The 11,985-nt window shown below is 71.2% G+C and carries 8 protein-coding genes and 3 pseudogenes; 3 read left to right on the top strand and 8 right to left on the bottom strand.

Going from position 1 to position 11,985, the window contains the following annotated elements:
* Nucleotides 1-174: 174 nt before the first annotated feature.
* Nucleotides 175-414: pseudogene (locus AB0G32_RS13270) on the bottom strand (serine hydrolase domain-containing protein); the annotation flags it as partial.
* Between the two features lie 13 nt (nt 415-427).
* A pseudogene (locus AB0G32_RS13275) lies at nt 428-694 on the bottom strand (serine hydrolase domain-containing protein); the annotation flags it as partial.
* A 29-nt stretch (nt 695-723) separates the two neighbouring features.
* Here AB0G32_RS13275 and AB0G32_RS13280 point away from each other — a divergent pair.
* Both AB0G32_RS13280 and AB0G32_RS13285 read left to right on the top strand, forming a co-directional pair.
* On the top strand, nt 724-1,590 hold the full coding sequence (locus tag AB0G32_RS13280) for a mycofactocin-coupled SDR family oxidoreductase (protein ID WP_361162184.1): 867 nt from the start codon (nt 724-726) through the stop codon (nt 1,588-1,590).
* 200 nt (nt 1,591-1,790) lie between these two features.
* Nucleotides 1,791-1,990: pseudogene (locus tag AB0G32_RS13285) on the top strand (IS630 family transposase); the annotation flags it as partial.
* A gap of 73 nt (nt 1,991-2,063) precedes the next feature.
* Here AB0G32_RS13285 and AB0G32_RS13290 read toward each other — a convergent pair.
* The 6 genes from AB0G32_RS13290 to AB0G32_RS13315 form a co-directional block, all read right to left on the bottom strand.
* Nucleotides 2,064-2,450 carry a hypothetical protein gene (locus AB0G32_RS13290; protein ID WP_361162186.1) on the bottom strand — a complete coding sequence of 129 codons (387 nt, stop codon included), beginning with the start codon at nt 2,448-2,450 and terminating at the stop codon, nt 2,064-2,066.
* A 261-nt stretch (nt 2,451-2,711) separates the two neighbouring features.
* The gene (locus tag AB0G32_RS13295) at nt 2,712-4,163 is read right to left on the bottom strand and encodes a Gfo/Idh/MocA family oxidoreductase (RefSeq protein ID WP_361162188.1); all 1,452 of its coding nucleotides are present in this window, start codon (nt 4,161-4,163) and stop codon (nt 2,712-2,714) included.
* 62 nt (nt 4,164-4,225) lie between these two features.
* A complete protein-coding gene (locus AB0G32_RS13300) occupies nt 4,226-5,551 on the bottom strand; it encodes an extracellular solute-binding protein (protein WP_361162190.1) in 1,326 nt (441 codons plus the stop codon).
* A gap of 38 nt (nt 5,552-5,589) precedes the next feature.
* Nucleotides 5,590-6,489, bottom strand: a complete 900-nt coding sequence (locus tag AB0G32_RS13305; RefSeq protein WP_361162192.1) for a carbohydrate ABC transporter permease — start codon at nt 6,487-6,489, stop codon at nt 5,590-5,592.
* The gene (locus AB0G32_RS13310) at nt 6,479-7,423 is read right to left on the bottom strand and encodes a sugar ABC transporter permease (RefSeq protein WP_361162194.1); all 945 of its coding nucleotides are present in this window, start codon (nt 7,421-7,423) and stop codon (nt 6,479-6,481) included. The genes AB0G32_RS13305 and AB0G32_RS13310 overlap by 11 nt, the downstream gene beginning before the upstream one ends.
* 177 nt (nt 7,424-7,600) lie before the next feature.
* Nucleotides 7,601-9,610 (bottom strand): beta-galactosidase, encoded by a 2,010-nt coding sequence (locus AB0G32_RS13315; RefSeq protein WP_361162196.1) that lies wholly within the window; start codon nt 9,608-9,610, stop codon nt 7,601-7,603.
* 1,225 nt (nt 9,611-10,835) lie between these two features.
* Here AB0G32_RS13315 and AB0G32_RS13320 point away from each other — a divergent pair.
* Nucleotides 10,836-11,819 carry a LacI family DNA-binding transcriptional regulator gene (locus tag AB0G32_RS13320; RefSeq protein WP_361162199.1) on the top strand — a complete coding sequence of 328 codons (984 nt, stop codon included), beginning with the start codon at nt 10,836-10,838 and terminating at the stop codon, nt 11,817-11,819.
* Nucleotides 11,820-11,985: the final 166 nt, after the last annotated feature.

Consider the following 11,985-nt stretch of genomic DNA (forward strand, 5'->3'; position numbering starts at 1 on the left):
CGGCCTGCGGCTCAGGCCTGGTCCGCGGCCACGGCGTGCACGGCGTCCCCGATACCGCCGAAGGGCGCGACGGGCTGAAACATGGACGGTCCGAACGGCAGATGGGCGGGCGAGGCCTCCTCCAGCAGCCGGTCCGTGTTCGGTACGGGGGCGCTGTCCCCGTTGCGCGTCGACGCGCCGGACGGCCTCGCCGGGCACCCAGCCGAAGGCGAACGGGCTGTAGGCGTTGCGGCTGCCGGGAGCCGCGACCGGCGTCCGGGCGGCGACCCGCCTGACCATGGCGTCCCGGTCGCACAGTTCGTCGAGCCCGGTGTCGGCCCCGATGGTGGGCGCCCCGGAGCGGTGGCTCAGCACATGATCCAGGGTGATGCCGCCCTTGGCGTGTGCCGAGTACTCCGGCCAGACGTCGGCCACCGGGCGTATCGAGGCCGAGCAGACCGCGCTGCGCGTACAGGTGGATGAGACTCGCGACGACCGCCTTGGTCACGGAGAAGACGGGGAACAGTGTGTCGGCGTCGACCGGCCGCCCCGTGCCGGTCTGGCCGGCCCAGGCGTCGACGATCAGTTCCCCGTTCAGGTAGGCCGCGTGCTGCTCCGGATCGAGCCGCGAAAGAGTATATATAGTTAAAGAAATTTGCGCTATTGTCACGCTCGGGCCAGAGGTTCGGCAGGCAACGGCAGGCCCTGTCCCCATCGCAGTGACGTGAACGAAGGAGGACCGGCATGACCGGGCGAGTCGAGGGCAAGGTCGCTTTCATCACAGGCGCGGCGCGTGGGCAGGGCCGCAGTCACGCACGCCGACTGGCCGAGGAGGGAGCCGACATCATCGCGGTCGACCTCTGCGAGGACATCGGGTCCAACCACTACGCGCTGGCCCGGGAGGCCGACCTGGCAGAGACCGCCCGCCTCGTCGAGAAGGCCGGCCGACGCGTCGTCACCCGCCGGGCCGACGTGCGCGAACGGTCCCAGCTCCTGGCCGCCGTCAGTGAGGGGGTCGCCGAACTCGGGCGGCTGGACATCGTCGTGGCAAACGCCGGGATCGCACCGCTGGGCGCCGACGTGCCCGAGGAGGGGTTCCTGGACGCGGTGTCGGTCGACCTGGTCGGTGTCATCAACACCGTCGAGGCGTCCTACCCCCACCTCGGCGCCGGTGCGTCCGTCATCTGCACGGGATCGGCCGCGGGGCTGATGGAGGGGGGCACCGACAGCCCCGAGGGCGGCCCCGGTGGTGCCGGGTACTCCCACGCCAAACGCGGAGTCGCGCGGTTCGTCCACGACCTGGCCGGGCAACTCGCGAAGCGTTCCATCCGAATCAACGCCGTGCACCCGACCAACTGCGACACGGACATGCTGCACAGCGAGCCCATGTACCGCATTTTCCGGCCCGATCTGGAGAACCCGACGCGTGCCGAGGTCGAGCCCGCGTTCCGCACCATGCAGCCCATGCCGATCTCGTACATCGACCCTTCGGACATCAGCAACGCGGTGCTCTTCCTGGCCTCGGACGAGTCCCGGTACGTGACCGGCCTTCAGCTCAAGGTGGACGCCGGGGCGACGCTGAGCCGGAGCACGTCGGGAGCGCCGGCCTAGTGACCTGAGTCGGAGATTCGCCGTTGGTCGGGTGTGAGTCGTCCGGGGCCGAGGATTCCGCCGTGGTCGGTGACTGAGGCCCAGCGGGCTGTGCCGGAGTGCGCCGGGGGTACTCGATCACCGACCTGTGCCGCCTGCTGGCAATCATCCCGGACACGGTCCGCACGTGGCGGCGCCGCTTCCTCGAGCGGGAGCTGGAGGTCCTGCCGATGATGCCCGGCGTCCCCGAACGCCGCAGCCACGACTACGTCCGCGCCGGCACCACCACCCTGTTCGCGCCCTGGAAGTGGCTGCTGCCCATCCCCGGTTCCAGCCGCGCTCCATGCCCGCCAGCGCGTCTTGGCCGAACCTGGTCGAGCGGTGGTTCGCCGAGCTGACCCAGGAGAAACCCAAGCGCGGCGCCCACCGCTCCGTCCATGCCCTCGAACGCGGCATCCGGGCCTGGCTCGTGCCGAATACCGGTGAGTGAGGGCTCAGCCCCGGGACCGCTCTCGGCGCTGCTGCACGAGGCCACCCATTGCACTCAGGGACACCAGCCCCATGCCGACCGCGGCCGCGACGCCCTGCGTGCCGTCGAGAGACAGCGCGCAGAACGTGGCCACCCCGGCGTTGAACAGGAAGAGGAACCACAGGACCGGTCGGGTGGACAGGAACGCCTTGATCCTCGGCTTCCGGGCGATCAGGCCACCCGTGATCAGAGCCAGGATCGAGCCGCCGTAGGTGGCCAGGTCCTTCTGGCCGCCGCTCAGGACGGCCGACGAACCCAGGGACGCTCCCAGGCATCCGACAAAGAGCACCCAGAGCAGCAGGTCGGAGAAGCGGAACCGGGCGGGGGAGGTGCGGGCGGCGGGCGTGGCCATGACGAGGGTCCTTAGGGTCGGGTCCAGGCAGCGGCCGTGTTTCATCGGCCTGGTCCCACCATCCCGTCCGGCGCGCTTCGGGAGGAGAGAGCACGCTCCCGAATGCATGGTGTAGCTGGCGACACCACGGGGACCGGACGCCGGCCGCCTGCGCGGCGGTGCCGGCGAGGACGGAACGCCGGCTCGGCCACGTCGTACGAGATGCGTGCGCGGCTACCTCGCTCGGTGTCGTGTGCGCCGCGGGGCCGGGAGCTGTGACGGTCAGCCCCGGCCACCCCGGGTGCCGTAGGTGCGCACCGGTCCGCCGGTGCGCAGGCTCTCGTTGACGGCCACCCCGACGGCGACGCTGCGCAGGCCGTCCTCGTAGCCGGCCCGCCGGTGCAGCGGGTCCTCGCCGGCACGGCGGAAGACGTCCACGAGCAGCAGGGCGTCACCGCCGCCGTGTCCGCCCTCGCCCTCCTCGATGGGAACCTCCCGCGCGACGTCCCAGTGCCGCTGGACGACGAGCCGGCTGCCCTCGGTGCGGGCACCGGTGGCCGTACCGGCGGAGCCGGGGGTGACGCTCGGGTCGACGGCGGGGCGCGAGACGGGGGCGGGAAGGGTGCCGTCGGGAGCCTCGGTGCGCCAGGCCAGCAGGTCCGACGCCGTTCCCGACGCCACGTGGGCGCGCTCGACCACCTCCAGCTCGGCCCGCCCCCGGGAGCCGTTGACACTGACCCGGTAGCCCTCCCACGGGCTGTGCGCGGTCAGGGAGTAGGTCATGGAGCTGCCGCCCCGGTACCCGACGAGGACGCTGAGGGTGTCCTCGATGTCGATGCCCGGGTCGAAGACGTCACGGTCGCGCAGGTACCCGTCCTCCGCCTCGGCGTTCAGGTAGAGGCCGCGCAGGCGGTCGTCGCCGGACATGTCGAAGCCGTAGGGGTCGTCGGCCGCGGCGTCCCGGCCCAGGGACGGGCGCGGTCCGGCCGGGCGGCCGGCGCCCCGGTCGCCGTAGAACCGCAGGCCGCCCAGGGCGTGGACGGTCTCGGGTACGTCGTCGAGCCACCAGTTGACCAGGTCGAAGTGGTGCGTCGCCTTGTGTACCGCGAGTCCCCCGGACGAGCCCTTCTCGCGGTGCCAGCGGCGGAAGTAGTCGGCGCCGTGCACGGTGTCCAGGAGCCACTCGAAGTGGACGGAGAGCACCTTGCCGATCGCACCGTCCGCGATGACCTGCTTGAGGGCCGAGTTCCGCGGTGAGTAGCGGTAGTTGAACGTGACCGTGAGCCGCGCCCCCGAGCCGGCCGCCGCCGCCTCGATGGCGGCGAGTCCCGCTTCGTCGATGGTCAGCGGCTTCTCGCAGACGACGTCGACACCGGCGCGCAGGGCGGCGCTCACGGCGGCGGCGTGCGTGTGGTCGGGGGAGCAGACGACGAGGACGTCGATCCGCTCCTCGCGGAGCATCGTCGCCAGCTGGTCGGGGTGGTAGTGGACCGGGGTGTGTCCGGCCGCCCGGGCCTGGGCGGTGTAGTGGCTCATGCGGGTGTCGTTGGGGTCGCACCAGGCGACGGGTTCGGCGACGTCGGAGAAGTCCTGCAGCATCGCGTCGACGTACATCGCGGCCCGGTGGCCGGTGCCGTACACGGCATAGCGGCGTGGGCCGTTCTCGCCGTTCTCGCCGCTCCCCTCGTCCTTGCGGTCTGCGGGGCGGGCGGACGGGGCGGATCCCGTGAGCATGTGTGACTCCATGGTGGACGGTGCGGTGGGAAAGGTGTCCGGTGGTGCGGGAGACGGGGCGGTCAGCCCCCGGCCGAGTAGATCTTGTCCGCGGTCTCCTTCAGGAAGGCCGCGGCGGCGTCGGCGGCGGACCGCTGGCCGAACATGACCTCCTGCCCGTACCGGGTGAGCGCGGTCTCGAAGTCGCTGGCCCCGGTGGGTGTGATGGCGGGAGGCGGACCGAGCGGGCCGTTCTCGACCGACTCCACGAAGTCCGCCGCCTCCCGGTCCTCCCGGCCGAGGGCGGAGCGGACCACGTCGCGCAGCGCGGGCACGGCGGGCAGCCCGCGCTCGACGCCGAGCACCTTGGCGGCCTTCTCGTCGCCGGTGAGGAAGTTCACCAGCAGGGCGGCCTCCGCCGGGTGCTGGGTCTGGGCCGAGACGGACCAGTACTGGGAGGACTTCACGTACTGGCTCTTCGCGGACGCGCCGGGGGCGGTGGGGAAGTCGACCATGACGAACTGGTTCCCGCCGCTGGCCTCGGCGTAGGCGGCGAGCTGGTTGGCGAAGACCAGGGACATCGCGGTCTTGCCGGTGGCCAGCGGCGACTGGTCCAGGGGGAGCGCGGCGGCGTCGGCGAGCTGCGAGGTGCTCAGCGTGGCCTTGGACTCGATCAGCCGCGCGTCCCTGTTCCAGTAGGCGGTGAGGGTCTTCGCCGACAGGCCGACGCGGCCGTCCGCGGTGAAGACCTGGTCGCCGGACTGCCGGGCGTAGATCTCCAGGGCCGCCTGGCCGGCCAGCGGCATCGTCCCGGCGATCTCGCCGCCGGAGGCGCGGGCGATCTCCTGGGCGAAGGCGTCGTACTCGTCCCAGGTCCAGTCGTCGGTGTCGGGGAGATCGAGGCCGAGCTTGTCGAGCAGCGTGGTGTTCACGGCGATCCCGGCCACGGTGACCGTGCTGGGGACGGCGTAGAGCGTTGTCTTGTAGCGGCCGGTGTCGAGCACCTTCGCGGACAGCCGGGTGCGGTCCAGGTACTTGGAGCCGTCCAGGTCGAGCAGGGCGCCGCGGTCCGCGTACGAGGACAGGTACAGCTGGTCCATCTGGATGACGTCCGGCGGGCTGCCCGCGGCGGTCATGGTGGCCAGCCGGTCCCAGTAGCCGGTCCAGTCGGAGTACTCGAGCTCGACGTCGATCCGGGGGTACTTCCGCTCGAAGAGCTTCACGGCCTCGGCCGTCAGCCGCTGCCGTTCGTCACTGCCCCACCAGTCGAGGCGGAGCATGACATCGCCGTTGCTGAGCCGGTCGGCGCCGGTGTCCCGGCCGACGGCGCAGCCGGTGAGGACGCATACGGCCAGGACGCCCGCCATCAGGCTGCGCGCCACCGTACGGCCGGTGCGCTGGAACAACATGTCTCTTCCCTTCGTGCGGTACGGGGAGCGGGCCGCGCTCACTTGCCGCCGGTCGTGGCGATGCCACGGATGAGGTAGCGCTGGCCGAAGGTGAAGGCCAGCAGGACGGGGACGATCGACAGGACGCTCATGGCGAACAGCGACCCGTACGACGAGTCCGACTGGGCGTCGACGAACGACCGCAGGGCGACCGGCACGGTGTACTTGGCCGGGTCGGTCAGGAAGATCAGCTGGGTGAAGAAGTCGCCCCAGGTCCAGATGAAGGTGAAGATCGCGGCGGTCGCCAGGGCCGGCGTCATCAGCGGCAGGATGATGCGCAGGAAGATCCTCGGGTGGCCGGCTCCGTCGATCCGGGCCGCCTCGTCCAGCTCGCGCGGCAGACCGCGGATGAACTGCACCATCAGGAAGATGAAGAAGCCGTCGGTGGCGAGGAACTTGGGCACGATCAGCGGCAGGAAGCTGTTGATCCAGCCGAGCTGGGCGAAGAGCACGTACTGCGGCACGATCACCACGTGGATCGGCAGCATGATCGTGAGGAGCATGACGGCGAACGCGGTCCGCTTGAAGCGGAAGCTCAGCCGGGCGAAGGCGTAGGCGGTCATGGAGCAGGCGAGCAGGTTGCCGACGACCGCGCCGAGCACCACGACCGCCGAGTTGAGCAGGTACGTGCTGAAGGGGTGGGTCAGCGCGTTCCAGCCGTTGGTGTAGTTCTCGGCGGCGAAGGTGTCCAGCCACAGCCCGGAGTCGGTGAAGATCGAGCCGTCCGGGCGCAGGGAGCTGACCACCATCCACAGCACGGGGTACAGCGCGACGGCCACCATGGCGATGAACAGCACGTGCCGCAGCACGGGGGAGGCGCGGAGCCGCCTGCGGCGTCGCACGGGGGCGGCGGTGACGGGTGTCACCGCGAGGTCGCGGGTCAGGTTGTCAGTCGTCATAGAACACCCAGTACTTCGAAGCCCAGAAGTTGACGGCGGTGAACGCGGCCACGATGACCAGCAGCAGCCAGGCGAGCGCGGAGGCGTAACCCATGCGGAAGGAGCCGAAGCCCTCCTGATACAGGTAGAGCGTGTAGAAGAGGGTCGAGTCGGCCGGCCCGCCGGTGCCGCCCGAGACGACGAACGCCTGGGTGAAGGACTGGAAGGAGCCGATGATGCCGAGCACCAGGTTGAAGAAGATCATCGGTGTCAGCAGGGGCAGCGTGATGGAACGGAACCGCCGCCAGGCGGAGGCACCGTCGGTGGACGCCGCCTCGTAGTACTCGCGCGGTATCTGCCGCAGCCCCGCCAGGAAGATCACCATGGGGGAGCCGAAGGTCCACACGTGCAGCAGGATCACGGTGCCCAGAGCGGTGTTCGGGTCGCCCACCCAGCTGCGCGAGGCGACGCCGAACACCCCGAGGACATCGTTGACCAGGCCGTCGTCGCCGAAGATGATCCGCCACAGCACCGCGATGGCGACACTGCCGCCGAGCAGGGACGGCAGGTACAGCGCGGAGCGGTAGAAGGTCAGGCCGCGCATCCCCCGGTCCAGCAGCAGGGCCAGGCCCAGGGCGACGGCGAGTTGCAGGGGCACCCCGAACACCACGTAGGTGAACGTGACCTTCAGGGACTGGTGCAGACGGGTGTCGTGCACCATGTGCGTGATGTTGTCCAGGCCGGTGAAGTGGGCGTCCTGGAGCAGGTTGTAGTCGGTGAAGGCGAGGTAGAGCGAGACCAGCATCGGACCGGCGGTGAGTCCCACCAGACCGATCAGCCAGGGCAGCAGGAAGAACGCCGCCGCCCTGTTGTCCCGTTCACCGGACCGCCGCTCGGCGCGGGACAGTCCCTTCTCGCGCTCTTTGGTGACGCGGCGCAGTTCCGCGATGCTCATGAGGCGCCTCCCTGCCGGGCGGCGCCGCGCCGCGGCGGCGGGGCGGGCGGGGCGGGCAGGGGTGCGCCGGTGCCGGTCGGCGCTGGATGGAGGTGCACGGCTCTCAGTCCTTCGGGGAGGGCAGGCTCGTCCGGCCTGCCGGGGAAGACGGAAGGGACGGGGAAGACGCGGGAGGGTTCAGGTCTCGCGGACGACGGCGACCTCGCCGCGGGGCAGCAGCAGGCCGCCGGTGACATCGGCGCCGCGCAGCAGCTCGTGACCGCTGACGTCCACCGTGGCGCTCTCGCCGGTGTGGTTCATGAGGAACAGGAAGCGTTCGCCGTGCTCGCCGTGGCGCCGGACGGCCTCCACCCCGGCCGGCAGCCCGGCCACCTCGGGGCCGGCCCCCGCCTCGTCGAGCACCGCGCCGACCAGCCGGTCGGTGCCCTGCGCGTCCAGCCGGGTGGCGACGTACCAGGCCGCTCCGTCACCGACCGCCCGGCGGGTCACCGCGGGCCGTCCGGCGAGCGGCCCGTCGGCCCAGGTGCGGACCGCCTCGGCGCCCTCCAGGCGGGTCTTCTCACTCCACAGGTCGGCGTGCGTCCCGTCGTCGAGGGTGTGCGTCTCGTTCTCCTGGAGCGCCCAGAACTCCTCGGTGCGCACCCCGAGCAGCTCGCGGAAGGCGCCCGGGTAGCCGCCCAGGCGCACGTGGTCGTACTCGTCGACGATGCCGCTGAAGAAGGTGACCAGCACCGAGGCACCGGCCCGGGCCGCCTGGGCCACCCGGGCCGCGTCCTGGTCCGTGACGCAGTACAGCGTCGGCACCACGAGGGCGCGGTAGCGGCTGAGGTCGCCCTGCGGGCAGACGACGTCCACGGTCACCCCGCGCCGCCACAGCGCCCGGTACCAGCGCTGCACCTCCCTCTGGTAGCGCAGGGCGTCGGTCGGGTGGCAGTCCAGCTCGGCGCCCCACCAGGACGGGTAGTCGAAGACCAGCGCCACCTCCGCGCGCACCCGGCTGCCGCGGACCGGCGCCAGCGCCTTCAGCCGGCGGCCCAGTTCGACGGTGTCCTGGAACACGTCGGTGTCCCGGCCGGCGTGCGGGACCATCGCCGAGTGGTACTTCTCCGAACCGGACGCCGACTGCCGCCACTGGAAGAACATCACCGCGTCGGCACCCCGGGCGACATGGGTCAGCGAGTTGCGCAGCATCTCGCCCGGGTTCTTGGACCGGTTGCGCGGCTGCCAGTTGACGGCGGACGTGGAGTGCTCCATCAGCATCCACGGGGCGCCCCCGGCGACCCCGCGGCTGAGGTCCGCGGAGAACGAGAGTTCCAGGTGCGCTTCCGGATCGGCGGCGATCAGGTAGTGGTCGTTGGCGACCACGTCCATGTCGGCGGACCAGGAGAAGTAGTCCACCCACTTGTTGCCGGTGGACATCATGAAGTTGGTGGTCGTCGGGACGTGCGGGGTGACCTCGCGCAGCACGTCCCGCAGGGCCCGGTAGTGGGCGAGCTGCTCGTCGGAGGAGAACCGGGCGAAGTCCAGCTGCTGGGTGGGGTTGACGGAGGTGGGGGCGGTCAGCGGCGGGAGGATCTCCTCGAACGTGTCGTAGCGCTGTGACCAGAAGGCCGTGCCCCAAGCCTCGTTGAGCGCCTCGACGGTGCCGTAGCGCTTGTGGAGCCAGCTACGGAACGCGTCCGCGGCCGCGTCGGAGTAATCGTGCGGAACGTGACAGCCCAGCTCGTTGTCCACGTGCCACAGCGCGAGCGCCGGGTGGTCCCGGTAGCGCTCGGCGAGCGTACGGGTCATGCGCAGCGCGTACTGCCGGAACACCGGTGAGGAGACGGCGTAGGACTGCCGTGCGCCCTGGTGCAGGACGGTTCCGTCGGCGGTCCTGGGGAGGATCTCGGGGTGCCGCCGGGTGAGCCACGGCGGCGGGGAGGCCGTCGCCGTGGCGAGCGCCACCCGGATGCCCGCCCCGTGCAGCCGGTCCAGGACGGCGTCCAGCCACTCGAAGGTGTGCACACCTTCCCGCCGTTCCAGCTGGGCCCAGGAGAAGACGGCCACGCTGAGCAGGCTGACACCGGCCTCCCGCATCAGCTCGATGTCCTCGAGCTGGACGTCCAGCGGCCATTGCTCGGGGTTGTAGTCCCCTCCGTATCCGATCCCCGGCACCTGCAGGGGCCACGGGCGGTGAGTGGTCATCGATCCGGTACCTTCGCGGTCGGTTCTGCGGCTGAGCGGGGTGGATGATCGTCCGTGCGGGCCGGGAGTACGGTCCGCACCGCCCCGTGGACGGTGCTCAGCGGGCCGGTCGCCCGCGTGGGTACGTGGGTCACGCTGCCGGCACCCTCGCGGCCTCGGCCGGTCCGGCAGGCCGCGGACGCAGCCGCACATCCCGCCGCGGGTGCGCGCGGGACAGGTCCGCCGGGGCGCGGACCACGCTCCGCGCCGGGCCTCCAGCCAGGTGCTGCCGGTGGCTCCGCGCCGCGGCGCCCCGCCGGGGCCGGCCGCCGGGCGACGGCCGCGGCGGCTCAGGGGAGGACGAGCGAGCCCCCGGCGGCGGTGATGCCGACGAAGTCTCCGCGAGAGTGGGGGAACCGGTGCGGAAACCCATGGACAACTCCTTCGGTGTCTGGGGAGTTCACGCGGCGCGATGGCCGGCGCGGGGCCGCGGCCATGGCGGTACGAGGACGTGGGCCGACGGCTGGTGAGCGCGGGGAGCTGTTCCACAGGCCGGTACCGCGGCCCGGCGGGGCGGCTTCGCCGGAGGCCGGGAGTCCGCTCAGTGAAGGGGAGCGCCCGCGGTGCTGTCAACCACTGGTTCGCCATGGTGTCGCGTATTCCAGGCGGGTCGACTCAAGAGCGATCCCATTACCGGACGGGCGCGGTTACGGAATCATCCAGTCGTCGGGAAAAGAAGAGGCCGCGAAATGCGCGGAATTCTTGTCGTGGTCCGCGAGCCGGCCGGGTCGGCGCATTCTGGATGAGCGGCTCGCTCAGAAAACGCCGTTCGCGTCGCCGGGGAGTTCCGGCCGGGGCGACCGGCGGTGTCACCGGCGGGCGGTGCCGACCGGTGAAGCTCGTCGTTCCATGTGTCTCTCACCTCTTCGACGCCTGAAAGTGAACGGTCACTTGAGCTTGGGGGAGACCATAGAGGTCACCCGAACAAGCGTCAATGGGTTGGTACGACGGTGTTTTCCTGACCGCTCCACCGGCGGTGCCGCAGCGGTCCGTCCTCCCCGAGTGATCGGTCATGTGCCTCCTGGGCGACTCCACAGCTTTGGTAGCCTCGGCACACTGGGCCCGCGTCAGCACGGGCCGGGACTCATCGGCGAAGGGCGCGGTCGGCACACGTGGACACGCTGCGACGGCACAGGGGGAACGAGTGAGTGCGGGCGCGTCGACGCGGCGACCGACCATCAGGGAAGTGGCCCGGCTCGCCGGGGTGTCGCACCAGACCGTCTCGCGCTACCTGCGGTCCGACGCCACGATCAACGAGGCGCTGCGCGAACGCATCCGGCTGGCCATCGCCCAGCTCGACTACCGGCCCAACCTGGCCGCCAGGGCCATGCGCAACCGCAAGACGGGCCGGCTCGCCCTCCTGATGCCCTCCGGCACCGCGATCAGCTCGCTGGAGATGTTCGCGGGGGCCACCACGGCGGCCCGGGAGGCCGGGTACGACGTGGAGGTCGTGATCCTCGGCGACCCCATGGAGTCCCGGGAGCGCCGCGTCCTGGAACTGGCCGACTACGGCGTCTTCGAGGGCATCCTCGCCCTCACGCCGCTGCCCGCCCTCTCCGAGCGGTCCACCCGGGGCAGCACCCCGATCGTGGTCTGCGCCGAGTACGACGAGCAGATGCGCAGCATCGGCGAACTCGCCGACGCGACCACGACGGCGGAGATCATCGAGCACCTGGCCGAGCAGGGCCACCGTCGCTTCCTGCACCTGGCCGGCGACTACGCGCACACCTCCGCCCGGGCCCGCCGGCAGGTCTACCTGGAGACGATCGCGCGGCTGGGGCTGGAGTCGCACGCCGTCGTGGACTGCGACTGGCTGCCCGACCGCGCCCGCCGCAGCATCCTCGACCTGCCCGCCGACAGCGGGGTCACCGCGGTGATCGCCGCGAACGACCTGCTGGCCACCGGCGCCATCCGGGGAGCACAGGAGCGCGGCTGGCGCGTGCCGGGCGACCTCAGCGTCACCGGCTGGGACAACAACCCGCTCGGCGCGGCGATGATGCCCTCGCTCACCAGCGTCGCGGTCGACCACGAGCGCCTCGGCAGGCGGGCCGTGGGACGGCTGCTGGCCGTACTGCGCGGGGAGGCCGAGCCGGACGACGGCGGGCTCATCACCCGGGTGGTCTGGCGGGAGTCGACCGCGCCCCCCGCGGCCCGGACCCGGACCCCCTGAAATCAATTTCCGTGCACGCCCATTGACACCGAAGTCACCGCATTCATAGGGTCCACGGCAGCACTCATTAGAACGTTTCAACGCCGTCTTGAGCCGTCGGCGAGCCTTTTGATGCGTACGCCTGGAAATAGCTTCCCTTTTGCCCATGCCTTTCCCGTGCCCTCTC

It is taken from the genome of Streptomyces sp. NPDC023723 (assembly GCF_040639815.1).
GTDB lineage: Bacteria > Actinomycetota > Actinomycetes > Streptomycetales > Streptomycetaceae > Streptomyces.

What these genes read in the sequence shown, in the direction of transcription:
- AB0G32_RS13280 (WP_361162184.1), top strand. Translation starts at nt 724, where the DNA reads ATGACCGGGCGAGTCGAGGGCAAGGTCGCTTTCATCACAGGCGCGGCG.
- AB0G32_RS13290 (WP_361162186.1), bottom strand. Translation starts at nt 2,450, where the DNA reads ATGGCCACGCCCGCCGCCCGCACCTCCCCCGCCCGGTTCCGCTTCTCC.
- AB0G32_RS13295 (WP_361162188.1), bottom strand. Translation starts at nt 4,163, where the DNA reads ATGCTCACGGGATCCGCCCCGTCCGCCCGCCCCGCAGACCGCAAGGAC.
- AB0G32_RS13300 (WP_361162190.1), bottom strand. Translation starts at nt 5,551, where the DNA reads ATGTTGTTCCAGCGCACCGGCCGTACGGTGGCGCGCAGCCTGATGGCG.
- AB0G32_RS13305 (WP_361162192.1), bottom strand. Translation starts at nt 6,489, where the DNA reads ATGACGACTGACAACCTGACCCGCGACCTCGCGGTGACACCCGTCACC.
- AB0G32_RS13310 (WP_361162194.1), bottom strand. Translation starts at nt 7,423, where the DNA reads ATGAGCATCGCGGAACTGCGCCGCGTCACCAAAGAGCGCGAGAAGGGA.
- AB0G32_RS13315 (WP_361162196.1), bottom strand. Translation starts at nt 9,610, where the DNA reads ATGACCACTCACCGCCCGTGGCCCCTGCAGGTGCCGGGGATCGGATAC.